This window comes from Methylobacterium phyllosphaerae (assembly GCF_001936175.1).
GTDB classification, from domain to species: Bacteria; Pseudomonadota; Alphaproteobacteria; order Rhizobiales; family Beijerinckiaceae; genus Methylobacterium; species Methylobacterium fujisawaense.
This window is the reverse complement of the sequence record NZ_CP015367.1, coordinates 2,633,781-2,658,486: the sequence shown is the minus strand read 5'-3', so window position 1 is coordinate 2,658,486 and position 24,706 is coordinate 2,633,781. Positions and strand designations below refer to the sequence as shown.

Sequence of the window (24,706 nt, the reverse complement as noted above, 5' to 3'; positions counted from 1 at the left end):
GGGCGCCGCACGGCCCGGGGACGCCATCCCCGGCATTCGGGAGGAGAACGCGATGCCTCGTTTGCGCTGGCTCATGATCGGCCTCTGCATGGCCGCCAACGCCATCAATTACATCGACCGCGCCAATCTCGCGGTCGCGGCGCCGTCCATGTCCAAGGAACTGGGGCTCGACGCCACCGATATGGGCCTGATCCTGTCGGGCTTCTTCTGGACCTACGCGATCATGCAGCTGCCCTTCGGCTACGTGGCCGACCGGGTCGGCGCGCGGCTCTCCCTGGTGGTCGCGGTGGTCTGGTGGTCGGCCTGCACGGCGCTGACCGCGGCCGGACGGGGCTTCCTGTCGCTGCTCGGCCTGCGCATGCTGCTCGGCATCGGCGAGGCCGGGGCCTATCCGTCCTTCGCCAAGGTCGCGGCCTCGTGGTTTCCCCGCGGCGAGCGCAGCTTCGCCAGCAGCATCTTCGACAGCGGCTCCCGGGTGGGCTCGGCGCTGGCGATCCCGCTGGTCTCCTGGGTGATCGCGACGCTCGGCTGGCGGGAATCCTTCATCGTCACCGGCGTGCTGGGCTTCGTCTGGGCGGTGTTCTGGATGTGGCTCTACCGCGAGCCGGAGAACCACCCGAAGGTCTCGCCGGAGGAACTGGCCCGGCTCCGCGCCGCGCAGGACCGGCCGAAGACCGTCGATGCCGCCGACGCCCAGAATCAGGTGCCGTGGCTGTCGCTGTTCCGGTACCGCACCGTCTGGGGGATGATGGCAGGATTCTTCTGCCTGAACTTCGTGATCTACTTCTTCATCACGTGGTTTCCGACCTATCTGGTCAAGGCGCGCGGCTTCTCACTGGCCGAACTCGGCACGCTGGGCAGCCTGCCGGCCCTGGCGTCGATCCCCGCGGGCTGGCTCGGTGGCTTCGCGTCGGACGCGCTCTACCGCCGCGGCTGGAGCCTCACTGCGGCCCGCAAGACCTGCCTCGTCGGCGGCATGCTGATGTCGTCGGTGATCACGCTGTCGATCATCGCCCCGAACGTCTACGTGGCTCTGCTGTGCTTCGCGGTCGCCTATGGCAGCCTCGCCTTCACGGCGGCGTCGATCTGGGCGCTGCCCGGCGACGTGGCGCCGACCCCGGCCCACGTGGCCTCGATCGGGGGCATCCAGAACTTCGCCTCGAACGTCGCGGGGATCGTGACCACGACCTTCACGGGCATCATGCTGACCGTCACCCAGGGCTCGTTCGTGATCCCCCTCATCGTCGCCGGCGGGTTCTGCCTGCTGGGCGCCTTCATCTACCTGTTCGTGGTCGGCGAGATCGCGCCGCTTCCGGTCCGCGACTCCCGCGTCCCGGCCCTGCGCCCCGAGGCGGCGCGGTGACGGCGACCGGCCCCACCGAATCCCAGGAGAGACCGATGTCCACCTATCCCGTGATCACCCTCCGGCCGGCCGACGGCGTGGCCGTGGCGCGCGGCGCCATCGAGCCGGGCACCCCGGTCGCCGACGGCGTGACGGCCGCGGAGCGGATCCCGGCCGGCCACAAGGTCGCGGTCAGGGAGCACCGCAGCGGCGAGCCGGTGACCAAGTACGGCCAGATCATCGGCTTCGCGAAGGAGGACATCGCGGCCGGCCGGCACGTCCACGTCCACAATCTCGGGATGGGGGAGTTCGCCCGGGACTACGCGTTCGGCGTCGACGCCAAGCCGACGCGGCTCGTCACGCCGGCGGCGACCTTCCAGGGCATCCGCCGCCCCGACGGGCGCGTCGCCACCCGCAACTACGTCGGCATCCTCACCTCGGTGAATTGCAGCGCGCACGTGGCCGACCTGATCGCCGACGCGTTCCGCCGCCACCCGATCCTCGGCCTCGACCCGCTCGCTCCCTATCCCAACGTCGACGGCGTCGTGGCGCTGACCCACAAGACCGGCTGCGGCATGGCGATGGGCGAGCCGCTGCGGCTCCTGCGGCGGACGCTCGCGGGCTACGCGCGGCACGTCAACTTCTCGCACATCGTGATGATCGGGCTCGGCTGCGAGGTGAACCAGATCGGCGCGTTCCTGGAGGAGCAGGGGCTCGGCGACCGGATCCGCAGCATGAACATCCAGAGCCTCGGGGGCACGCGGAAGACTGTCGAGGCCGGCATCGACTTCGTGAAGGGGATCCTGGCCGAGGCGAACGTGGTCCGCCGCGAGCCGGTGCCGGCGAGCGAACTGATCGTCGCCCTGCAATGCGGCGGCTCGGACGGGTATTCCGGCGTCTCGGCGAATCCGGCTCTGGGGATCGCCAGCGACCTCGTGGTGCAGAACGGCGGCACGGTGATCCTGTCGGAGACCACCGAGACCTACGGGGCCGAGCACCTGTTCACCCGCCGTGCCGTCAGCCCGGAGGTGGGCCAGAAGCTCGTCGACCTGATGCACTGGTGGGAGGACTACACCCGCAAGGAGGGATCGGAGATCGACGCGAACCCGTCGCCGGGCAACAAGGCCGGCGGCCTGACCACGATCCTGGAGAAGTCGCTGGGCGCCATGGCGAAGGCCGGCAGCACCAACCTCGTCGACGTGCTGCGCTACGCCGATCCCGTCACCGCCAAGGGCTTCGTGTTCATGGACACGCCCGGCTACGATCCGGTCTCGGCCACCGGGCAGGTGGCGGGCGGGGCGAATCTCGTCTGCTTCACCACCGGGCGCGGCAGCGTATTCGGCTGCAAGCCGTCGCCGTCGATCAAGATCGCCACGAACTCGGCCATGTACCGGCGGCTCGAGGAGGACATGGACGTCAATTGCGGCACGATCCTCGACGGCGAAGAGAGCGTGGAGCAGGCCGGGCGCCGGATCTTCGACCTGATCCTCCGGGTCGCGAGCGGGGAGCGGACGAAGAGCGAGCAGTTCGATTTCGGCTCCTCGGAATTCGCCCCCTGGCAGATCGGCGCGACCGTGTGAGCCCTGGGCCGCTCGCATCGGATCGAGCGCTGCGCCAGTCCTAAGCGCCGGTTAGAGATCCGTCCGCGTCACATGCGGAAAGCCCAGGATGAAGTCGGCGCCGAAGGCGGTGACGGGCGTGTGGAAGCCCGGCGCGACCTGTCCCGCGGCGACGCGCCGGGCGATCTCCAGGGCGGTCCAGACCGTCAGCGTGTAGCCCTCGGCGGTCTCCATCCGGCTCGCCGCGCGGCGGCCGGCGCCGTCCCAGGCTTCCGCCAGGAAGGTGCTGCGGGCTTTTTCCCGCGCGGCGGCGGACGGGCCGGCGGGCAGCCGGTCGATGCCGCGGTTGATCAGGCGCTGCGCGGTTTCGCCTGCGATGATCCGCCGGATTCCGGCGGGCAGACCGGCCACCGCCGCCATGGCGGGGAAGGCCTCGAAGTAGACGTCGATGTTCGGTACCCCGGTCGAGTACCACGCGCTGGACACGTCGCCCCAGCCGAGCCCCACGGTCCGGCGCGGGCCGGCGCCGAAATCGGCGGTGCCGCGGGGCGGGCTCGGCAGCTCGACGATGCGTCCGTCGCGGCGCACCCGCGTCCCCCAGGCGATGCCCTCCACCATGGTGCGGGCGGTGCCGCGGCTGAAGCCGCCGAACCCGCCGATGGAGATGCGCAGATGCGTCGCGCCGGGCAGGCGCCCGGCCACGTGGGCGGCGAGGCAATCGCTCGGCACCACATCGAAGCCGGCGGCCGGCAGGAGGACAAGGCCGGCCGCCTTCGCCGCCGCATCCTGCGCGGCGAGCGCCTCCAGCACCGCGATCTCGCCGGTGATGTCGACGTAATGCGCGCCCGCGGCGAGGCAGGCCTCCACCATCGGCCGCGCCGTCTTCGAGAACGGGCCGGCCGCGTGGATCACCGCCGCCACACCTGCGAGCGCGGCGCGCAGGCCGTCGGCATCGTCGAGGCGTGCGACCCGCATCTCCAGACCGAGCCGGGACGCAAGCGGCCGCAGCGTGTGCGCGTCGCGCCCCGCCAGGATCGGATGCAGGCCCTGCCCGACGGCCTGCGCGGCCAGGAGCTGGCCGGTATAGCCGGTGGCGCCGTAGATCAGGATCGCGGTCATGCGGGGCTTCTGCCACCGCTTCCGCAGGTGTCAAAGCGCGCGCCGAACGGCGTTCGCCGATGGTAGGGACGGACACATCGAATCGCGACACGGCGGGCGGCCCCGGATGTCGGACCCGCCGCCATCGGGAGAAGCGGCACCATGTTCAAGCGAACCGTCCGGCCGAGCGTATGGCGAGCTCGCGGCAGGGCTGCGGGTTGGACCGCGGTCCTCCTGGCTTTGACCACACCCGCCTGGGCCGCCGACGGGCCCGTGGACCTGAAGGCGCCGGCCGACCTGATTCCCGGCCTCGCGGCCATGCCGCAGATCGCTGCGCCGGCCGACGACGCCGAGCGGCGGATCAATGCGGCGGTGAAGCGCCTCGACACGAAGGCCCTCGCGGCGGCGCGGGCCTGCAAGGCGCAGGATGGGAAGAACGGCTCCTGGGAGCGGACCGTCGAGATCCCGATGCGCGGCCCGCGTTTCCTGAGCTTCGTGATCTCCGACAGCATGTATTGCGGAGGCGCGCATCCGAACTCCAGCACGATGTCGATCGTCTACGACCTCACGACCGGCGCCCCCGTGGATTGGACCACCCTGCTGCCCGCATCCCTGACCGGCACGCTCGCCCTCGCCGAGGGCGCGGGCGGCACCAAGATGGTGACGCTCGCCTCCAAGACGCTGCACGAACTCTACCTCGCGGGCTATCGGCCGAGGACGGGCGATCCGAAGTCCGTCGATGCGGACAAGGAATGCCGCGAGGCAGTCACCGAGACCTACGACGGCCAGCCACCGGCCATGATGGCGTGGCTCGACGCCAAGGTCGGAGGCCTCGCGGTGCAGTTCGACCTGGCGCACGTCGTCCAGGCCTGCGCCGATCCGGTGGTGATCCCCACCGCCACCCTGCGCCGCAAGGGCGCCCAGCCCCTCCTCACCGAGGCGATCGAGGCCGCCCACGCCCAAGCCATGAAGTGACGGGATCGCGCGACGGACCGTTTCGCGTCCCGCGGCCTCAGGTCGGGCCGGGCGGTGCGGCCGGCCGGTCCGCGAGCGCCGCCAGGACCCGCCGGCCATAGGCGGTGGTCGCGAGGCTGGCTCGGAGTTCGCGAGACAGGGCGTCCGGGCCGAGGTGGCAATCGAGATCGGGCCGCGCGGCGAACCCGTCGAGTTCTTCGCGGATGAGCACGGCGAAGTCGGCGGGATCCAGCAACCCCTCGGCAGCATCGAGGACACCGTGTTCCTCGAGGAAGCCTCCGCCCAGGCTGATCACGCCGTCCCTGTACCGGATCAGCGCAAAATAGACGCCGAACCCGATCATGGCCCGGTCCCGCCAGCCCGTCGCGGCGATGTAGGTCTGCATCATCACCGTGGTGGAGTAGTCCTCGTGCTCCCCGTCGCGCTGGGCGAGATAGTCGCGAAACACGTCGTGGGCCGCCGGATCGAGATGGAGCAGCGCCTGCATTGCCGGCGCCAGCGCTCCCTGGTCGTCCTCGGGGCCCCAGATCTGCCGGTACAGGTTCCTGGCGGCCACGAGTGCGGGCTGGACTTCGAGATAGGTTGTCAGGAGCTCACGCAGCACGGGCGCCACCGCGATGCGCTCGCGCGCGATCCGCGCGAAGAAGGCCGGTTCCGTCAGTGCCTTCCCGCCGACCCTGAAGGTCAGCGCCAGGGCGTCGCTCCGCAGAAGGGCGGCGAGATCCGCCCGGATCTGGCCTGTGAGCCAGCCCAATGATTCGGCGATGGCCGCAGCCGAGAAATCCGTCACGGTGACCACCGGTAGCGAGCGCGCCAGGAAGCGCCCGACCGCAGATGCGCTCGGCCCCGCCGACGCCAGAGGGCGATACCCGTCCTCGTCCTGCGCGATCAGCCGCGCGAGCCCCGAATCGGCGCACCAGGGTCGCGGAATGAAGACTGCGTCGCTGTAGAAGCGGATCTCGACCCTCTCGGCATCGGCCACGTCGCCGAATGTGGAAACGGCCTTGGCGCCCGCATAGCGGCCGAACGCGAAAACGGGCGAGCGGGCGCCGTCCAGGCCGATGCGCTGGAACTCCGTGTTCCGATCCCAGAAGAACCCGTACTTGACCCAGAGCGCCCGCTCGTCCGGTTCCCAGGCCACCTCCGTCATGACGCGGTGCGGCTCGGGGCCCGGGCGCGCGACGAGGGTCGCGACGTGGGCGACGGGTTCGGTCGTCCAGAGTTCGACGGCCTGTGCGCGGTGTCGGGGCTCGTCCCCCACCGCATCCGCTGCCGCTCCGGGTTGCCCGGGCGAAGGATCGGAGCGCACCGTGACCGCGTAGCGGCCGCTCGGGCTGAACCAATACGGCTTCACCGCCTCTGGAAGCGGATCGTAGCGCACCGACCCGTCGGTTCGCTCCAGGCGGCAAAGCCCGTAGGACGACCCGCCCGGCCCACATCGGAGGCCGATGAAGGCCAGTCTTCCCTCCAGATCCTCGAACAGATCGCCGTGAATCGTCAGGATGGCCGGTCCACCCGGTCGCGGCGGATAAGCCTCCTCGGCGGAAAGACGTCCGATCGGACCGTCGGACGGCCAGGTGATCCCCCGCCCATCCAGCAGGATTTCGAGATCCGCCGCCCGCAGGACGACGAGGCGGTGGAGGTATTGGGTCTCGTCGCTCGGAACATGGCTCACATAGGCTGCGATCAGCTCGGCATCGCGCGTGACGAACAGCCTACGGGCACAGGAATCCCCGCGCGGCAGGCGCCGCCGCACGACATCCCGGCGCGAGCGCCACGCGATCAGGCAGAGTTCCCCGTCTTCGGACAGGCAGATCAGCCTCTCATCGCCGACAAGGGCGGCGGCGCGGATCGAAGCCCGCGGAAAGGGCATGACCATCTGCCACGCACCGTTGTCTTCGATGGCTGCGACCGTGTTGTAGCGTCGTTCGGTGCCGGTGATCTCCAAACGCGGCATGCGGCGTCCTCATCGAGACGTGGGACTCTGACCTGAGCGGTCCGCAACCAAGGGCGGACAATCCGAATGTGCAAAACGATTGAATGCCCTAATATATCTCAATATAGTCTAATGTAACTCGCGGCTAGCGGACCAATAGACGGCCAAAACATACGACAAGACCTTATGTGGGCGGAAGCCTATGGATTGACCTAGTTCATCGCCGGGGCATCCCTGCATACGGGATCCGATCTCGCGCAGGCGCAGGCTTCGCTCCTGAAAGGTGAGGCCGCGTGACCGTGACCGCCCGGGACGGGCCGGTCGGTCCAAGCCTTTCCGTCGGCACCCCGGCTTCGACGCGGCGCCCGGATTGTGTAGCCTGAGGTCGCAACGGCGCGGCATCGTGCCGTGTCGGAGGGACGGATCATGTCCGGGACCGGCGTCGTCGAAGCTGCGGCCGTCGGGGCGAGTGCTGCCTCCCGCCGGCTCGCCGCCGGCCTGCCGGACCGGTCGCCCCTGAGGCAGGCCGTGACCGCGGCCTGTCGGCGGCCCGAGAGCGAGTGTGTGGCGGCGCTCCTCGATCAGGCCCGCCTGTCGCCCGAGGCCGCCCGGCGCGTCGCCGAACATGCGGGACACCTGGTCGAAACCCTGCGTCGGCAGGGGCGCCGCGGCGGCGTCGAGGGGCTGATCCAAGAATATGCGCTGTCGAGCCAGGAGGGCGTGGCGCTGATGTGCCTCGCCGAGGCGCTGCTGCGAATCCCCGACACGGCGACGCGGGACGCGCTGATCCGCGACAAGATCGCGGGCGGCGACTGGGCAGCCCATCTCGGGCACAGCCCGTCGCCTTTCGTGAACGCGGCGACCTGGGGCCTGCTCGTCACCGGCAAGCTCGCCGCGACCCGGGACGAGGCCGGTCTGTCCGCCGCGCTCACCCGCCTGATCGCCCGCGGCGGTGAGCCGGTGATCCGCACCGGCGTCGATCTTTGCATGCGGATGATGGGCGAGCAATTCGTGGCCGGGCGGACGATCGCCGAGGCCCTGCGGCATGCCGGGCGGCGCGAGGCCAAGGGCTTCACCTACTCGTACGACATGCTCGGCGAGGCTGCCGTGACCGCGGAGGATGCGGAACGCTACCGGCGCGCCTACGCGGAGGCGATCCGGGCAATCGGGGCGGCCTCCGCCGGCCGCGGCGTGCTCCTCGGACCCGGCATCTCGATCAAGCTGTCGGCGCTCCATCCCCGCTACGTGCGGTCGCAGCGCGACCGCGTCCTGGCCGAACTCTATCCTCGTGTGCGGGACCTTGCCCGCCTCGCCAAGGGCTACGGGATGGGCCTGAACATCGACGCCGAGGAGGCCGATCGCCTCGACCTGTCTCTCGATATCCTGGAGCGGCTCGCCCTCGATCCGGACCTCGCTGGCTGGGACGGGCTCGGCTTCGTGGTCCAGGCTTACGGCAAGCGGTGTCCCTTCATCATCGACGTGCTGATCGATCTCGCCCGCCGAAGCCGTCGGCGGCTGATGGTGCGTCTGGTCAAGGGCGCCTATTGGGACAGCGAGATCAAGCGGGCGCAGGTGGACGGTCTGGCGGACTTCCCGGTCTTCACCCGGAAGCTTCACACCGACGTCTCGTATCTCGCCTGCGCGCGTCGGCTCCTCGCGGCTCCGGACGCGGTCTTCCCGCAGTTCGCCACCCACAACGCCCAGACCCTGGCGAGCATCGTCGAGATGGGAGGCCCGGATTTTCGGCCCGGCCAGTACGAGTTCCAGTGCCTGCACGGCATGGGCGAGCCGCTCTACGAGGCCGTGGTCGCCGGAGAGCGCCTGCGCCGCCCCTGCCGGATCTACGCGCCGGTGGGCACGCACGAGACCCTGCTCGCCTATCTCGTCCGGCGGCTTCTGGAGAACGGGGCGAACACCTCCTTCGTCAACCAAGTCGCCGACGCGGCCGTGCCGATCGCGGCGTTGATCGCCGACCCCGTCACCGCCGTGGAGGCCATGCCAAGTCCCGGAGCGCCGCATCCGCGGATCGCGGCTCCCCGGGACCTGTACGGTTCGCACCGCGCGAACGCCGCCGGTCTCGACCTCGCCGACGAGGCCGCCCTCGCCAATCTCTCGGAGGGGTTGCTGACGAGCGATCGCACCGTCTGGCGGGCGGTGCCGTCGGGCGAGGACGACGCGGCGGCCGACGAGCCCGTGCGCAATTCCGCCGACCACCGGGACGTCGTCGGCTTCGGCCGGGCGGCGACGGCTGCGGCTGTCGCGGGCGCATTGGCCCGGGCGGAAGCGGCCGCCGCCGGCTGGGCGGCGACGCCGGCGGCCGCGCGCGCCGCCTGCCTGCGGCGGGCCGCCGACGCCTTCGAGGCGCAGATGCCGGCGCTGATCGGGCTCATCGTGCGGGAGGCGGGCAAGACCTACGCGAACGCCGTGGCGGAGATCCGCGAGGCGGTCGATTTCCTGCGCTACGACGCCGCCGAGGCTGAGCGAATCCTCGGCGACGCGCACGAGCCGCTCGGCCCGGTCGCCTGCATCGCGCCGTGGAATTTCCCCCTGGCGATCTTCGTCGGACAGGCCGCAGCCGCCCTCGCGGCGGGGAACACGGTCCTGGCCAAGCCCGCGGAGGAGACGCCCCTGATCGCCGCCGCGGCGATCCGCGTGCTCCACGCGGCCGGGATCCCGGCGGATGCCCTTAACCTGCTGCCGGGGGACGGCCGTGTCGGCGCCGCCCTGGTGGCGGATCCGCGCGTGCAGGGCGTGATGTTCACCGGCTCGACCGCGGTGGCCAAGGCCATCCAGCGCGCACTCGCGGGGCGGCTGAACCGCTTCGGCGAGCCGGTGCCCTTCGTCGCCGAGACCGGCGGCCAGAACGCCCTCGTGGTCGATTCCTCCGCGCTTGCCGAGCAGGTGGTGGCCGACGTGATCGCCTCGGCCTTCGATTCCGCGGGCCAGCGCTGCTCGGCGCTGCGGATACTGTGCCTGCAGGAGGAGATCGCCGACCGGACGCTGCACATGCTCAAGGGCGCCCTGCGGGAGCTGCAGGTCGGCGACCCGCGGCGCCTCGCCATCGATGTCGGACCGGTCATCACCGCCGACGCCGCCGCCCGACTCGTCGATCATGTGGCGAGCCTGCGCGCGCGGGGGTTTCCCGTGGAGCAGTTGCCCCTGCCGCCCGAGGCCGGCGCCGGGACCTTCGTACCGCCGACGCTGATCGAGATCGGGGCGGTCGCCGATGTCGAGCAGGAGGTGTTCGGCCCGGTGCTGCATGTGCTGCGCTACCGTCGGGATACCCTCGACAGGCTCCTCGCGGCGATCGATGCCACCGGCTACGGGCTGACCTTCGGGCTGCACAGCCGCGTCGACGAGACCATCGACCACGTCCTCGGCCGCGTGCGGGCCGGCAACCGTTACGTGAACCACAACATCATCGGCGCGGTGGTGGGCGTGCAGCCCTTCGGCGGCTCGGGCCTGTCGGGGACGGGCCCCAAGGCCGGGGGCCCGCTGGCCCTCGGCCGGCTGGTGCGGAGACCGCCCGCCGCCGCCCGCGACGGGCTGCCCGCCGACGAGGCGGCGCTGCGCCCCTACGTGGCGTGGCTGCGGTCGCGCCATCGCCACGACCTCGCGGAGAGGCTGGAGACCGTCCGCTATCCCGGATCCGCCCCGATCGCGCTGGCCGGACCGGTGGGTGAGCGCAATCTGTACGCCCTGCGTCCGCGCGGGCGCGTCGCCGCCATCGCGGCGACGGAGACGGCGCTCCTGCTCCAGCTCGGGGCGATCCTCGGCACCGGCAACGCGGCGGTCATCGTCGCGGCCGGCGGCAGCGATGCGGCCCTGGACGGTCTGCCGGCGGTGTGCGCGGCCCGGATCGCCTGGGCTCCGGATCTCGACCGCGCGGGCGACGTCCAGGGCGTCCTGTTCGCGGGCGATGCGCTGGCCCTGCGGGATCTCAACGCCGCCATCGCGGCCCGCGACGGAGCCATCCTGCCGCTCCAGGCCCGCGAGCCGGAGGCGCTGGCGGCCGGCGATCTCTACGATCCGGCGGGCTTAGTCGAAGAGATCTCCACCGCGATCAACACCGCGGCGGCCGGCGGCAATGCCAGCCTGATGAGCGTCGGGTGACCCGGCGGCTGCGCGCTCAGGCCGACCGGCGCAGGTTCCAGAACAGCGGCAGCCCGGTCAGCATGCCTTCGAGGTCGCGCCGGTAGGCGGTCGGCTGGAAATACTGGCCGCAGGGGAGATAGGCGCCGACCTCCAGGGCGCGCGCCTGGATCCGCGCCGCGAGGGCCTTTTGGGCGGCGAGGTCCGGCGCGGCGAACCACGCGCTGCGCATCTCCTCCAGGGGGGCGTCCGTGAGCCAGCTCGGGACGCCCGCGCGGCCGTTCCCGCGGGCGGCCAGATGGTAGGCCGGCGAGAGATGGTCCAGCCCGCCGGAGAAGATCCCGAACATCGACCAGCCGCCCTGGTCCAGGGGCTTCGCGTTCAGGATCCGCTGGTTCACGGTCCCCCAATCGGTGGCGACGACGTCGAGGTTCATCCCGAGCTTGCGGCAGGCATCGGCCATCACCTCGCAGATCGCGTTGATGCGCGGCACGTCGGTCCCGGACAGCAGCACCACCCGCTCGCCCTTGTAGCCCGCCTCGGCGAGCGCCCGCTTCGCTGCGGCGAGGTCGCGAGGGCCGGTGAGCACCGCCATGCCGGCCGATGACGCCATCGGACCACCCGCGGTGAAGATCCCGACGGGCCCGCGGCGGATCGCCGGGTCGCTGCCGGCGACCGCGTCCATCATCTCGGTCTGGTCGACGGCCGAGAGCAGCGCGCGGCTGATCGCGGGATTGTCGAAGGGCGGCAGGGTGTGGTTGAGGCGGATCTGTCCGATCAGCCCGGCGGTCTCCACCAGATCCACCCGCACGGCCGGCTGGCGCATCAGGTCGGGCACGAGATCGACGAGGGGCTGCTCCCACCAGTCGATCTCGCCCGAGCGCAGGGCGCCGGCCGCGGTCGCGCCGTCGGGGATCGTGCGCCACTCGATGCGGTCGAAATGCGCGATGCGCGGTCCGGCGGTGAAGCTCGCCGTCCCGTCCGGACGGGGTCGGTACTCCTCGAACCGGCGGTAGACGTTGAGCGAGCCCGGAACCCGCTCGGCGGCAATGAACCGATACGGGCCGCTGCCGACGATCTCCGGCACCGCCTGCGTCGCCGGCGTCGCGCTCAGGCGCTCCGGCATGATCACCGGGACATAGGAGGTCGGCTTGGCGAGGGCGTCCGGCAGGAGCGGGAAGGGCCGTTTCAGGCGGAACTGCACCATGGTGTCGGAGGGCGCCGAGAGGTCGTCCACCGTGTCGAACAGCGCCCCACCGTAGGCGTCCCGCTGCGACCAGCGTTTGAGGCTCGCCACAACGTCGCGGCCGAGGACCGGCGTGCCGTCATGGAAGCGCAGGCCGTCCCGCAGGGTCAGGCGCCAGGTGAGGCCGTCGGCCGTGACTTCGTGGCCCGCGACCATCTGCGGCTGGGCCCGATAGGCGGCATCCAGGCTGTAGAGTGTGTCGAACACCATCAGCGCATGGGTGCGCGTGACATAGTTCGTGGTGATGATCGGGTCGAGAAGCGCCAGATCCGCGTAGGGCACGAAGCGCAGCGTCGTCGCGGAGGCCGCCCGCACCAGGGCCGGACGGGCGAGCGTCCCGGCCACCAGCGCTCCGGCGCCTGTCAGCAGGGTGCGTCGCTTCATGGATCGATCCCGGTCTCGGCGGCGACCGATCTGGCCGCAAGCCGGACTCGCGTGCAAGTGGTGCGCCACCTGGTGCGCCACCGCTGCGGGCCGTTCCGGATCGCGAGACCCCGCCCGGGCCGGGGGCCGGACGGGTCGAACGTGACTGCGCTGCGCGGGCCGTCAGGCGGCGCGCGACCAGCGGATGTCGCCGAGGCTCTCGCGGAAGGCGAAGCGGGCGAGGTGGTCGGCCACGACGTTCTCCAGCCGGGTGAGGTTCACCGGGTCGGAGCTGTCGATGCGCATCACCAGGGCGTCGGGCTCGGCGTCGAAGGTGCAGACGCGGTCCTCGCCGAACGGCACGGTGCCGTGCACGGGCGTCGCCTCGACCTTGAACTTGTGGCTCCAGTGCCGGCAGAGCTGCTGCAGGTAGCGGCTCGCCTCGTTGGTCTGCACGCGGGCCTGAGAGGTGGGCATTCCGTCGGTCTCCAAAGAGATATGAAAACAGCCTGTCGGTGACGGTTCGTCGCTCGATCTCGCATCTGCGAGATAGGAAGGCCTCTGAGCAATTGCCATGCCTGGCGCCGAAGGACCCGTCTTTGTCGTCTACGGTGAAGGTCTGTCCGAAGCGTTAGCAGCGGCTTAACGCAGCGGGCCACCCCGGCGGATGACGGCGCGGCGTTGCTGTCCTGCACCCGGCTCCGCGCCGAATTATGGCGCGATGCACAAAATTCCTCAGCGCGCCGTCGAGGCGTCGCGGTCGTCCCGGATGATGACCTTGCCGGGGTTGAGCAGGTCCTCGGGGTCGAGGGCGGCCTTCAGGCGCCGCATGAGGTCGAGCCCGACCGGATCGCCGTAGCGGGCGAGTTCCTCGCGCTTGATCAGGCCGACCCCGTGCTCGGCGGCGATGGAACCGCCGAGGTCGTGCACGATGTCGTGAACGATCCGGTTGAATCGGCCCCATTCGGCCAGGAACTCCGCCGCCGCCATGCCGGACGGCTGGGACAGGTTGAAATGGATGTTGCCGTCGCCGAAATGGCCGAATCCGCAGGGTCGCAGGCCGGGCATCTCCGCCGTGCAGGCCGCGCCTGCCTGCTCCAAGAACGCGGGGAGCCGCGACAGCGGTACCGACACGTCGTGCTTGATCGACGCGCCTTCGCGGGTCTGCGCCTCGGGAACGCCCTCCCGCAGACGCCAGAGCGCGGCGTTCTGGGCGCCGCTGGTGCCGATCGTGGCATCCGCGATCACCCCGTCCGCCAGGGCCTGCCCGAGGGCGGATTCCAGCTCGGCCTGCGTGTCGGCATCCGGGCGCGCGGACGCGACCTCGATCAGCGCGTAGGCGCCGTGCGCGCCATGCAGCGGCTGCACCGTCCCCGGGATGTGGCGCAGCACGATCTCCAGGGCGAAGGGCGGGAGGTATTCGAAGGCCGTCAGGTCGCGGTCCATCCGCGCCCGCAGGAATACGAACAGGTCGAGGGCGGCCCTGGCCGAAACGAGCCCGACGAAGGCGACGCTCGTGGAGCGCGGCCGCGGGAACAGCTTCAGCACGGCCGCGGTGACGATGCCCAGCGTGCCTTCGGAGCCGATGAAGAGCTGCTTCAGGTCGTAGCCGGCATTGTCCTTGCGCAGGGACTTGAGCCCGTTCCAGACCCGTCCGTCCGCGAGCACGACCTCCAGCCCCAGGACGAGGTCGCGGGCGTTGCCGTAGGCGAGGACCGCGATCCCGCCGGCATTGGTGCTGACGCCGCCGCCGATCCGGGCCGAACCGCGGGACGCATAGGAGAGCGGAAACATCATGCCGGCCGCCTCGGCCGCGTCCTGCACGTCCTGCAGGATCATCCCGGCCTCCACCGTGATGGTGGCATCCACCGGATCGACCGCCCGCAGCCGGGTCATGCGCTCCAGGGACAGCACCACGCCTCCTTGCGGCACCCCGGCGCCCGTCAGGCCGGTATTGCCGCCGAGCGGCACGACCGCGATGTCGGCCTGCGTGCAGGCGCGGACCGCGAAGGCGACCTCCTCGGTGCTCCCGGGCCGCAGCACGGCGAGTGCCGATCCGGTGAACAGTCGCCGGCTCTCGGTCAGGTAGGGCGCCAGGGCGTCCGGATCGGTCAGCACGTGCCGCGCGCCGAGCCCGTCCCGCAGGGCGGTCAGCAGGGTGTCGAGGGCGGCTGTCGGGGTCATCGCAAAGATTCTGTAGGCCAGGGGCGGGGGTACGCAAGCTCCGGTATGGCGCGCGCCGGTGCGGACCTTACAACGATGATGTAGGGCCCGGGCGTCGTCGCGCCGGGCCGTCCGGACGATCCACCGCAGAGGCAGAGATGCTCTCCGTCATCCAGAACCCGCAACGCATCGCGCTCCCCATCGTGGGCAGCAGCGACCTGTTTCCCGTGCGCCGCGTCTACTGCGTCGGCCGCAACTACGCCGCCCATGCCCGCGAGATGGGGGCGGACCCCGACCGGGAGCCGCCGTTCTTCTTCATGAAGCCCGCGGACGCCCTGCAGATCGTCGGTTCCGAGCCGACGCCTCACGCCTACCCCCCGAAGACCGGCAACTACCATTTCGAGGTCGAGATGGTGGCGGCCCTCGCCAGCGGCGGCAGCGACATCCCGGCGGAGACCGCCCTCGACCACGTCTACGGCTACGCGGTCGGCCTCGACATGACCCGGCGCGACGTCCAGGACGAGGCCAAGAAGATGTCGCGGCCCTGGGACACCGCCAAGGCGGCCGACGGGTCCGGCCCGATCGGCGCGCTGCATCCGGTCTCCGTTTTCGGCCATCCGGCGCGGGGCGCGATCACGCTGTCGGTGGACGGCGAGATTCGTCAGAAGGGCGACCTGGCCGACATGATCTGGTCCGTCGCCGAGCAGATCGCCTACCTGTCGGGTTACTTCGCCCTGCAACCGGGCGACCTGATCTTCACCGGCACGCCCGCCGGCGTCGGCCCGGTCCAGCGCGGTCAGCGCATGGTCGCGGCGATCGCCGGGCTCGGCGAGATCACCCTCGACGTCGTCTGAGCCGCGCACCCGCATGCTCCTCGACCGGCCGCTCCTGCGGCGCCTGTTCCACCTCGGGGCTCTCGCGTCCCGGGGCATGACCCTCGGCGTGCGCGGCGTCGCCCTGGACGGGGCGGGACGTGTGGCCCTCGTGCGCCACACCTATGTCAGCGGCTGGCACCTGCCCGGCGGCGGTGTGGAGCGCGGCGAGGCCGTGCGCGACGCGATGGTGCGGGAATTCCGCGAGGAGGCCGAGATCGTGCCCCAGGGGGAGCCGCGCCTGCATGCCCTCTACCGGAATGTGGTGGCCGCCCCCCGCGATCACGTCGCATTGTTCGTCCTGCCGGCCTTCACGGTGCTGCGTCCCAAGGCGCCGGACCGGGAGGTCGCCGAATGCGCCTTCTTCGCGCTGGACGCATTGCCCGAGGGCACCACCCGGGGGACCCGCGCCCGGCTCCGCGAGATCCACGAAGGCCTCCCGCCGGACCCGAATTGGTAAATCGTCACGGTTCGCGAAAAGGGCGCTTGCGTCGTCCGCCGGAATGGTGTTTAGAGAGCCGCGCCGGGGGCCGCCGGCACGAAAGTCCAGGCGGCGCGGCACTAGTGAGCGGGTGTAGCTCAGGGGTAGAGCACAACCTTGCCAAGGTTGGGGTCGAGGGTTCGAATCCCTTCGCCCGCTCCAGTTTTCCCAACCATACGATCGACTTACAAGGCCGCAGCTCTGCGGCCTTTGTCGTTTCTGGGTCCTGCAGAAGCATCCTCGGCCGCCGGGCCACGGGGCTCCGGAGGAGGCCGAGCAATACGGTGACCGTCTGGACCACCGTACCGCTCGGCCTCGACGTTTCTCGGATCAGGCAGTCTGCTTCCGCAGGGCCGACAGGGCGTGCCACGTCGGCGCAAGCACGAAGCTCGTGAGCGGAATCAGCAGGCCGCCGACCACCAGCCCGATCAGGCCCGACGCGAGGGCGGTGACCAGCCATTCGACGAAGCCCTTGGCGAACGGCAGGCGCGCGGACGCTGCCGTCGCCGCGTCGTGGGCCGCGTGCGCGGGCCATGCCAGGCCGTAGGTCTCCAGGCCGTGCATCAGGATCCCGCCGCCGACCCAGATCATGGCCGCCGTACCGACGACGGCCAGGAGACCGAGCAGGATCGGCATGCCTTTGACGACGCCGCGGCCGAGCCCGCGGACGAGGCTTCCGAGCGGCGGCCCGGCCGTGCTGCGGGCCAGAGCCAAGCCCGCGTCGTCAGCCTTCACGATCACAGCGACCACGCCGTAGACGCCCACGGTGATGCCCAGAGCAACGATGGCCAGGACGGCCGCCCGCATCCAGAAGCTGCCCTCCGGCAAGGCCGCGAGGGTGATGGCCATGATCTCGGCCGAGAGGATGAAGTCGGTCTTGATGGCGCTCGCCACGCGGCGCTCTTCTCCGGCCGCAGCGCCACCGGCGCCGTCCGCGTGGTCCGCCGCGTCGCCGTGGGCGCGATGGGGAAAGAGGCCCTCGTAGACCTTCTCGGTGCCTTCGTAGCAGAGATACGCACCGCCCAGCATCAGGAGCGGCGTGATCGCCCAAGGCGCGAAGGCGCTCAGCGCCAGGGCGCCCGGGAGCAGGAACAGGAGCTTGTTGCGGAGCGATCCGACGGCGATCTTGCCAACGATTGGCAGCTCGCGCTCTGCCGCGAAGCCGACGACGTAGCGGGGCGTGACCGCCGCATCGTCGATGACGACACCGGCCGCTTTGGTTCCGGCTTTCGCGGCCTGGCCTGCCACGTCGTCGAGGGACGCCGCCGCACTCCTGACCATGAAGGCGACATCGTCCAGCAGGGCAATCAATCCGACGCTCACACGTCTCCCCTCATCCGTATTCGGTCCGCCAGACAGACGAACCGCGCCGCGATTTGATCCGTCGCGCTCAAAGAATCGCGGCTCCTAGCGCAGGGCCAGGGCATCGAGCCATCCGTGCGCGGCCGCGTAACGGATGATCTCCGCACGCGTGCGCAGGCCGAGCTTTTCGGCGGCCCGCGCCTTGTAGGTCTCCACGGACTTGACGCTGAGATCGAAGCGGCGCGCGATCTCCTTGTTGCTGAAGCCCTGGGCGATCAGGCGAAGGACGTCCGTCTCGCGCGGGCTCAGCGCGTCTGCGGCAGGCTCGGCCACCGAGATCCGGGAGTCTGCTGCAGGATGCGCCAGGGCATGGCTCGCCACCGAAGGGTCGAGATAGACGCCGCCTGCGGCGACGGCGCGGACCGCGCGGAGCAGATCCTCCGCGGCCGAGCGTTTGAGCAGGTATCCCCGGGCGCCGGCCTTGAGCAGCGGCTGGACGTAGGCCGCATCCTCATGGACCGTCAGAACCAGCACGCGCGTCCGCGGGCACGCATCCGCCACGCGCTCGGTGAGCTCGAGCCCGTTGAGACCGGGCATCGAAACATCGACCACGGCGACGTCGGGGTCGGCCGCATGGATCATCGGCAGCGCCTCGCTGCCGTTCGTCGCCTCGCCCACCAGCTCGATCTCGGGGTCGGCGTTCAGGAGCGTCCGGATCCCGGCGAGGACGATGGGGTGGTCGTCGGCCAGGGCGACGCGGATGCGATCCATCGGGCGCTTCTCCTCAGGGTTCGGGATGGTGCGGTACGGGAATGGTCACGAACAGGGTTGTGCCGACATCCGGGGACGATTCCAGCGTGAGTGTCCCGCCGAGAAGGGACAGGCGCTCGCGGATCCCGGACAGTCCCAGCCGCAGCTTGGCCTGTCCATCGCTGCCGGAACGGTCGCGGAGGTCCTCGACGTTGAAGCCGACGCCGTCATCCTCGATGACGACCCGCATCTCGGTGGTGCGCTTCTCCACCGAGACGCTGACGCTCGCGGCGCGGGCATGCTTGAGTACGTTGGTGAGGGCCTCCTGCACGATCCGGTAGACGGCCGTCTCGATGGCGGCCGGCAGACGGGTCGCCTCGTTCAGGCATTCCAGATCGGCGCGGATCCCGTGCCGCTGGCTCCAGTCGCGCAGCAGGGTCGCGAGCGCCTCGCGCAGGCCGAGATCGTCGAGGGCGGTCGGCCTCAGGTCGACGGCAGCCCGATGGATGTCGCGTCCGATCTCCCCGGCAAGCGCTTGCAGCCACTCCATCTGCCTTCCGGCTTCGGCTGTGGCACCGCGGGCCAGGAGCCGCTCCATGCTCTTGAGGCCCAGCGACAGGCCGGTCACCGTCTGGCCGACCTGATCGTGGAGTTCCCGCGCGATCCGGCGCTGCTCGTTCTCCTGCGCCTCGCCGAGGCGGCGGAGCAGCGCGGACCGTTCGGCCTCGGCGCGCTTGCGCGGCTCGATATCCGAGACCACGCCGTAGATCAGCCCATCCGGGGTGTCCTCGTGAAGCTGTGGCACGCGACCGGCCACGCGGACCCAGCGCGGTTCCCGATCGAGCCGGTTCACGCGGAACTCGACGTCGAGCGGCGTACCCTCCGCGAGGCTCCGGCGCAGGGCTTCGCTCAGGCGCCCGCGATCCTCCGGCTCGACCGCCTGCAGGACGGTATCGGCGTCCACGGCGCTGTCGCGCCCTTCCGCGGCCGCCCGCCACCCCAGAAGCTCGGCCGCGCGCGCAGAACCCGTCACCCGGCGCGCGACGGTGTCCCAGCGCAACGTGCCGAGTTCCGCGGCCTCGGCGGCGACCGCGCCCTGCTCCTCGCTGGACCGGAGGGCGAGGGAGAACCGGGCCTGCTCGCCCGCACGGCGCTGCGCCATGTCGCGGCCCACCAATCCGACCAGCGCCAAGGCGAGGCCAATGCTGACGAAGCTGCCGCCGCCCAGCACGACATACGACCGTGACACCGGGGCATTGAGTGTGGCGACCGGCATCCCGAAATGCACCGACCAGCCGCCGGTGTGCTTCAGCGTCCGGTAGACCACCTCGACATTCGCGCCCTCCAGCGTCGGGCCGGTGTAGAATCCGTTGGGCGCGTGCCGGATCGCCGCCTGCAAGGCGGGATTCGCAGGGTGGCCGAGTTCCTCGACCTCGGCCCGGGTCCGGGCGATGGTGTTCCCGTCCGCATCCACGATGGTACCGACCCAGCCCTCGGGGGCACCGGCATCCCGCAGGATCGAGCTCACCGCGTTGGTGGCAAGCCGGACCGACAGCACGTAGCGCAGGATCCCGTCGCGGATGACCGGGACGCGAAGGGCGACGAGGCGCTTGCCGGAGATCAGGCCGGCCGGACCGATGCCGCCGATCACCGGCTGACGCGTCTGCACCACGGCGTCGAAGCTCTGCCGGTCCGAAGTCGGTCCCAGTTCCTCTTCGAGGGAGCGGAGCAGGTTGACGATCTGAGCGCCGTCCGGACCGGCGAGTTCCACCGTCTCCCACAGCGGATGCGCCTGCCTCAGCCGCTCGGCCTCGGCGTAGAAGGCCGCGAGATCCGGTCGGTCGAGGGTGGCGGAGGCGGCCTCCGCTTCGAGAACCGCGATCTGGGCTGCAATGTCCGAGGCGACCCGCTCGGCCACACGGGTCGCGCTGGCGACCGCAGCGTTCCGGGCGAGGTCGCGCTGCTGCTGCGCCATGAGCGTGGCGACCCAGCCGCTCAGCAACAGGACCGGTATGGCCGCCGCGAGGGCGAGGGCGATGAAGGTCCGGCGGCTGCCGCGGCTCAGCGGGGGCTGAGACCCGTGGATGGCGGCGTCGCGGGGTCGGATGTTCATGGGCCCGGGCGCGGGCACGCAGCGCGCCAAGGCGAATCAGACCTCCATCGCTCAGGCGGCTCGGCCTTCCTGTCTCGCCGTCCCGAGCGCATCGCCACCTGCCTCCCGAGTCCCCGTCCCGGCCCGTGTGCCACGCGCTCTGTCGCGGAAAAGTCGCCCCGCGATCAAGCCGGCGGGAGCGCGTCCGAAGCGAGGGTGGTGTCGCACAGCGCCGATCCGGGCAGCATCCGGGCCGGATGCGGCATCCGCGTCGCAACGGCCCAGGAGGAGCCGTCATAGCCCTCGAACCACGCGCGGCGCTCGCGCGACTCGCCGGGATACGGACAGGCATCGCGGGGCCGACCGACGGAACGCGCGCGGGCCCCCTGTTTGACGATGTCCATGAGCATGGGCGCTGATCTCTCCGGCTGCTCGGGATGATGTCCCGCACCGTGAGAAGCGCGCAGTTCGAACGGTCGAGCAAGCTGTTTCAGGTCGCGATGCTGCTCTCACCGACGCGTGTCGGGTTTATCCCGACACGCTGTGCAGACGATCATCCGTTGACCATTGCGCGAAAGCGGCACCCAAGCGGCAAATCATGCGGTCGTTGAGCGTCGACGCCTGTCGGGACGTCCGCGGTTCCTTGCCGGATCCTGCGCAGGGGTCACCCGGACAGCCTTCATGGCCCACGGATCCGGGAGGCTGCCGCACGTCGGCTTCCCGGATCCTGAGGGGCTTCCTAGAAGCCGCAGCCGTAGCCGGCCGGCGCGTAACGGTAGCCGTAGGGACGGCTGTAGACCGGCCGATAGAGGTTCGGCCCGGCACCCGCCGCCGCAAGGCCGAGGCCGGTGGCGAAACCCGGCCCGCGGTACCCACGGGGACCGCCGTAGCCGTAGGCGTGCGGCCGGTAGCCATAGGCGGAGGGGCGGAAGGTCACACCCCGATAACCGCGATACCGCCTGTGGTGCGGACGGAACCGGTGGATGTGGTGCCGGTGGAGTCGGTGATGGTGCAATCCGTGGCGTCGCCCTCTCCAGGCGCCATGGCCCAGATGGTGGTGCCCGTGATTGAGGCCGGGGCCATGACCGTAGGGCCGCGCTTCGCTCGACGGCGCAAACAGAACGAGGCTCGAGAGCGCCGTCAGGGTGATCGCAAGACGTTTCATGGGCTGAACTCCACGGAAGAGGAAGGACGACCGTGCGGCCACGGTCGGACGGGGAACCGAGCCTTCGCCGCCGTCGAATGCGGCGGCGTGCCCCGAAGGCGGCGGACGAAGATCGAAGTCTCCCGCCACTGTCCCGCCGTCCCATCTGTGGTCCGCTGGCCCGATCAGCAGTCGGAGAGATCGGAAGGCGTGTCAGGGTCGGCCCGACATGCTTGCGTTGAAGGCCTGGCTTAGCTTGGCGGTTGGGAGCCTAGGTCGACGGGGCTGAGGGCGCCTCGCCGCATGGTCGCGCCAGGGGGAACGGCATGAAGTTGGCGGTGGGCCTGCCCGTGCGGCGCGCGCGGAACTGGTATCGGCGTTGTGGGCGCGTGGGATCCCCGCTGAAGATCACGCGGGAGCGGCACGGTCCGCAGGCCGGCCGGACGCGTACGCTAGAGGACTGGGCGCGATTCGGAGGCGGCCTGCTCGCGTCCGATCTCTCCGAGGTCCCGCGCGCGCACAGTCCGGTCTGGACCGAGAGACGGTGGCACGGCCTGGACTGGCCTCAGGCCAACGGACCCTGGGCGTAGCCGGGCGTTTAGAATTGGGAGAAGCCTGCGGATGGCCGGAACCCAGGGAGAGCCGTCACCGAGGCGGATGCCCCGCGTGCTCGGCCGCCGGACGACCTCGTAACCCCATGTGCGGCGGCGCGGCCGGGCCGACGTCGGAGACCCGCGGCTTCCGCGAAGCCAACGCCTCGACCAATCGCGCTGACGCCTTCATCCTCCACGAAGATCATGGCGCGCCCGATCGTGCGTTTTGTGACGCGTCTCTCCTCTCCGCCGCAACGCTCCGACCAGCATCAGCAAGCCCTGCACGGCGGCGAGCAGCAGGGTCAGGGCCATGAACGGCAGGAAGGCGATCAACACCCACCCCGTCATCATCAGCCCGTACAGCAGCTCGCCGATATCGTGACCGGCGACCGGGCAGGGATACGTGTTTGCCTCGTTGACTTGGCAGCCGGTGAGGCTGGTCAGCGCGGCACCGGCGGCGAAGGGCAAAGCCGGCAGCCACGCGACGACCGTCAGGATCAGGATCACGCGCAGACGCCGGCGGGACCGGCCCGGCCATTTGGTCTCGAGGGCGTTCATCGGACATCCTCCTTCGGGCGGGCGCGGATTGGTCGGAAATGCGCATCGTCCGGCCGGCGGGCGGGGGCGATCCGGTCGATGCCCGTCTGCACCGGTCGCGCCCCATGCGAGTTCCCGTGGCCGCGGCGGTGACGGGGCGTCGCGCCGGTCGTGACGGGCAGCGTCAGGATTTCGCCGACCGTCGTGGTCTGCCTCACGCTGTTCTTGCCGATCATCACGGCTGCGCCGTGGGCGGTCTCGGCCAAGGCCGCCGGATCGGGTGCTGCCCGGGCTGGTCGTCTTCGATTCTGGCCGATCAAGCCGAACGGAGTGATCGCGGTGCGAGCGGCGGACGTCCGGGCAGATCCCGGTTCGGCTCTCGGCAAGAACGTCCTCCTGCCCCGGGTCGCGGCCCGAGCTCATGATCCTCGAGACGGGGTGCACCCAGTTCGGGCGCACGACAGGATTATCCGCCGCGGGATCTGGACACAATGTCACACCGTGGATGCACGGATCGGCGCTGCCGTTCAGCCGGCGCGGGCTCGCCGCCCATCGAGGGCGCGTGGATTGAAGCGTTGCCCGGAAGGGCCGAGCATGTGAGCGGGATCGCTCAGATATCGTCCCGCGGAGGACCGGCATGCGGCAGGCTTTGCAACGTCCCCGCGGCGACGCTCAGGCGCGCGGTCACGGCGCAAGATCGGGTTTGGCTGTCCTGAGTGCGGGTTTCGCTGTGGCCGGGCTTCTCGGACAGGCTAAGTTCGCGAAGGCCGAGGACGGCCCGAGCTATTTGGAGGACCGGCGTGGCGTGTTCCTGCCTTTCCTGAATGCACCGCAACCCGGCGACGCCATCGCGCAGTCGCCGCGGCTCGGGCTCTCCTTCGGCGGCGCGGCCCGGCCCGTGTTGGTGGATACCGGCTCGACCGGCATCGTGGTCTCGGCCAGCCGCATCCCCGACAACGCGACGCTGCCCAGCCAGCCTGGGCGCATCACCTACACGAGCTCCGGCCGCATCATGATCGGTCGCTGGATACGCGTCCCGGTAAACCTGTGGGGCCGCGACGGCGAGAGCGTGGCGACGCGGCCGATCCCGGTCCTCGCGGTCGACCGCATCGCCTGCACCGCGCAGGCCCGCCACTGCACCCCGGAAGAGGCGCCGGAGCACGTGGCCATGCTGGGCATCGGATTCGGCCGCGAGGACGACAGCCAGAGCCAGAGCACGCCCGACACCAATCCCCTGCTCAATGCGGAGCCGTCCGGCCCCGGTGCGATCCGGCGCGGCTACGTGCTCACCGCCCGAGGCGTCCATGTCGGCCTGACGCGCGCAAACACCCAAGGCCGCTACCGCTTCGTCAAGCTCGATCCCCACCCGCGCGTGCCGGGCGACTGGCTGGGCGTGCCCGTGTGCATTTCCGTCGACGGTCAGGAGCCGGGCGCCTGCGGCCGGGCACTGCTCGACACCGGCGTCACCGCCATGTTCCTGACCCTGCCGCCCTCGGAGGTGGCCACCAGCCTTCAGACCGACGCGACCGGTCACAGTGCGCTCCTTCCCGGAACGCGACTGCGTTTTCGCTTCGGCGCCGCCGCCGCTTACACGGTCACCGTCGGCGACCACGCCACGGGACTCGCACCGGAGCGCATCGTTCTGAACACCACGCGCCCGCAACCCTTCGTCAATACGGGGCTGCACGTCCTGAACGGTTTCGATGTCCTGTTCGACGCCGACCGCGGATATTACGGCTTCCGCGCCCGCGGCGCGGTCCCGGACGCCGACCAACCGTGAGCCGACGCCACGACGCCCGGGAACAACGGCAGCCTCGCCCCGATGCTTTCCGGGGCATGCAAGATCGCTTTGACGCGCCAGCGTCTTCAGGACTTGGCCGCGCAGATCAGGTGGCCGGGCGGCGACCTCGCCTGCCCGCCGTAGGGAAGATAATCCCTTCTCTGCGCCCCAGTCACAGGGCTTGTTCGAAGCCGTGCGAGCCGACAGACGAGAAATCCGTCGCGTTGTCCGATCTCTAAGCCGCAATGCATCTTGGAGACGATCGGGTCCCTGCCGCTGAAAGCGTAATCGACACGGTTCCCGCATCCTCGGGGACCGCACCCATGGATCCGCCCCGGTCCAGGCTGGCGGGCTGTCGAATGGTTTCGAGGACGCGCTTGC

The 24,706-nt window shown here is 70.7% G+C and carries 19 protein-coding genes and 1 tRNA gene; 8 read left to right on the top strand and 12 right to left on the bottom strand.

Annotation, left to right across the window (positions count from 1 at the left end; translation table 11 throughout):
- Nucleotides 1-52 precede the first annotated feature (52 nt).
- Nucleotides 53-1,363: an MFS transporter gene (locus MCBMB27_RS11900; RefSeq protein WP_043352792.1), complete on the top strand. Its 1,311-nt coding sequence runs from the start codon at nucleotides 53-55 to the stop codon at nucleotides 1,361-1,363.
- A gap of 35 nt (nucleotides 1,364-1,398) precedes the next feature.
- Nucleotides 1,399-2,922 (top strand): UxaA family hydrolase, encoded by a 1,524-nt coding sequence (locus MCBMB27_RS11895; protein ID WP_075380495.1) that lies wholly within the window; start codon nucleotides 1,399-1,401, stop codon nucleotides 2,920-2,922.
- A 51-nt stretch (nucleotides 2,923-2,973) separates the two neighbouring features.
- On the opposite strand, the gene MCBMB27_RS11890 is transcribed toward MCBMB27_RS11895, so the two are convergent.
- Nucleotides 2,974-4,020, bottom strand: a complete 1,047-nt coding sequence (locus MCBMB27_RS11890) for a saccharopine dehydrogenase family protein (RefSeq protein WP_075380494.1) — start codon at nucleotides 4,018-4,020, stop codon at nucleotides 2,974-2,976.
- A 141-nt stretch (nucleotides 4,021-4,161) separates the two neighbouring features.
- Here MCBMB27_RS11890 and MCBMB27_RS11885 point away from each other — a divergent pair, with 141 nt between their 5' ends.
- Nucleotides 4,162-4,974: a polysaccharide deacetylase family protein gene (locus MCBMB27_RS11885; protein WP_075380493.1), complete on the top strand. Its 813-nt coding sequence runs from the start codon at nucleotides 4,162-4,164 to the stop codon at nucleotides 4,972-4,974.
- A gap of 37 nt (nucleotides 4,975-5,011) precedes the next feature.
- Here MCBMB27_RS11885 and MCBMB27_RS11880 read toward each other — a convergent pair whose 3' ends face one another.
- Nucleotides 5,012-6,931, bottom strand: coding sequence for a hypothetical protein (locus tag MCBMB27_RS11880; protein ID WP_236952956.1), 1,920 nt, complete (start codon nucleotides 6,929-6,931; stop codon nucleotides 5,012-5,014).
- 405 nt (nucleotides 6,932-7,336) lie between these two features.
- On the opposite strand from MCBMB27_RS11880, the gene putA reads away from it, so the two are divergent.
- Nucleotides 7,337-11,023, top strand: a complete 3,687-nt coding sequence (gene putA / locus MCBMB27_RS11875) for a trifunctional transcriptional regulator/proline dehydrogenase/L-glutamate gamma-semialdehyde dehydrogenase (RefSeq protein WP_075380492.1) — start codon at nucleotides 7,337-7,339, stop codon at nucleotides 11,021-11,023.
- A gap of 16 nt (nucleotides 11,024-11,039) precedes the next feature.
- On the opposite strand, the gene MCBMB27_RS11870 is transcribed toward putA, so the two are convergent.
- The 3 genes from MCBMB27_RS11870 to MCBMB27_RS11860 all read right to left on the bottom strand — a co-directional run bounded on the left by MCBMB27_RS11870 (nucleotide 11,040) and on the right by MCBMB27_RS11860 (nucleotide 14,795).
- A complete protein-coding gene (locus tag MCBMB27_RS11870; RefSeq protein WP_075380491.1) occupies nucleotides 11,040-12,632 on the bottom strand; it encodes an ABC transporter substrate-binding protein in 1,593 nt (530 codons plus the stop codon).
- Nucleotides 12,633-12,794: 162 nt separating this feature from the next.
- On the bottom strand, nucleotides 12,795-13,088 hold the full coding sequence (locus tag MCBMB27_RS11865; protein ID WP_043352813.1) for a DUF2218 domain-containing protein: 294 nt from the start codon (nucleotides 13,086-13,088) through the stop codon (nucleotides 12,795-12,797).
- Nucleotides 13,089-13,346: 258 nt separating this feature from the next.
- On the bottom strand, nucleotides 13,347-14,795 hold the full coding sequence (locus MCBMB27_RS11860; protein WP_075380490.1) for an FAD-binding oxidoreductase: 1,449 nt from the start codon (nucleotides 14,793-14,795) through the stop codon (nucleotides 13,347-13,349).
- 137 nt (nucleotides 14,796-14,932) lie between these two features.
- Between MCBMB27_RS11860 and MCBMB27_RS11855 the strand changes: the two genes are divergently transcribed.
- The 3 genes from MCBMB27_RS11855 (at nucleotide 14,933) to MCBMB27_RS11845 (ending at nucleotide 16,289) form a co-directional block, all read left to right on the top strand.
- A complete protein-coding gene (locus MCBMB27_RS11855; RefSeq protein WP_043758285.1) occupies nucleotides 14,933-15,628 on the top strand; it encodes a fumarylacetoacetate hydrolase family protein in 696 nt (231 codons plus the stop codon).
- 13 nt (nucleotides 15,629-15,641) lie between these two features.
- Nucleotides 15,642-16,106, top strand: coding sequence for an NUDIX domain-containing protein (locus MCBMB27_RS11850; protein WP_043378448.1), 465 nt, complete (start codon nucleotides 15,642-15,644; stop codon nucleotides 16,104-16,106).
- 108 nt (nucleotides 16,107-16,214) lie between these two features.
- Nucleotides 16,215-16,289: transfer RNA gene (locus tag MCBMB27_RS11845), tRNA-Gly, on the top strand.
- A gap of 168 nt (nucleotides 16,290-16,457) precedes the next feature.
- Here the strand turns inward: MCBMB27_RS11845 and MCBMB27_RS11840 are convergent.
- From MCBMB27_RS11840 to MCBMB27_RS11810, 7 genes are all read right to left on the bottom strand, one after another.
- Entirely contained in the window at nucleotides 16,458-17,450 is a 993-nt protein-coding gene (locus MCBMB27_RS11840) for a DUF808 domain-containing protein (protein ID WP_043388102.1), read from the bottom strand.
- An 84-nt stretch (nucleotides 17,451-17,534) separates the two neighbouring features.
- On the bottom strand, nucleotides 17,535-18,200 hold the full coding sequence (locus MCBMB27_RS11835) for a response regulator (RefSeq protein WP_043346486.1): 666 nt from the start codon (nucleotides 18,198-18,200) through the stop codon (nucleotides 17,535-17,537).
- Between the two features lie 13 nt (nucleotides 18,201-18,213).
- Complete coding sequence (locus MCBMB27_RS11830; RefSeq protein ID WP_083683484.1) at nucleotides 18,214-20,292, bottom strand: sensor histidine kinase; 2,079 nt, start codon at nucleotides 20,290-20,292, stop codon at nucleotides 18,214-18,216.
- A gap of 164 nt (nucleotides 20,293-20,456) precedes the next feature.
- Complete coding sequence (locus MCBMB27_RS11825; RefSeq protein ID WP_043346489.1) at nucleotides 20,457-20,681, bottom strand: ribosome modulation factor; 225 nt, start codon at nucleotides 20,679-20,681, stop codon at nucleotides 20,457-20,459.
- 329 nt (nucleotides 20,682-21,010) lie between these two features.
- On the bottom strand, nucleotides 21,011-21,436 hold the full coding sequence (locus MCBMB27_RS11820) for a hypothetical protein (protein ID WP_075380489.1): 426 nt from the start codon (nucleotides 21,434-21,436) through the stop codon (nucleotides 21,011-21,013).
- A gap of 758 nt (nucleotides 21,437-22,194) precedes the next feature.
- A complete protein-coding gene (locus MCBMB27_RS11815; RefSeq protein WP_075380488.1) occupies nucleotides 22,195-22,566 on the bottom strand; it encodes a hypothetical protein in 372 nt (123 codons plus the stop codon).
- On the bottom strand, nucleotides 22,563-22,811 hold the full coding sequence (locus MCBMB27_RS11810; protein WP_075380487.1) for a hypothetical protein: 249 nt from the start codon (nucleotides 22,809-22,811) through the stop codon (nucleotides 22,563-22,565). Before MCBMB27_RS11810 ends, MCBMB27_RS11815 begins: the two co-directional genes overlap by 4 nt.
- A gap of 437 nt (nucleotides 22,812-23,248) precedes the next feature.
- Between MCBMB27_RS11810 and MCBMB27_RS28820 the strand changes: the two genes are divergently transcribed.
- On the top strand, nucleotides 23,249-24,325 hold the full coding sequence (locus MCBMB27_RS28820; protein WP_083683481.1) for a hypothetical protein: 1,077 nt from the start codon (nucleotides 23,249-23,251) through the stop codon (nucleotides 24,323-24,325).
- Nucleotides 24,326-24,706: the final 381 nt, after the last annotated feature.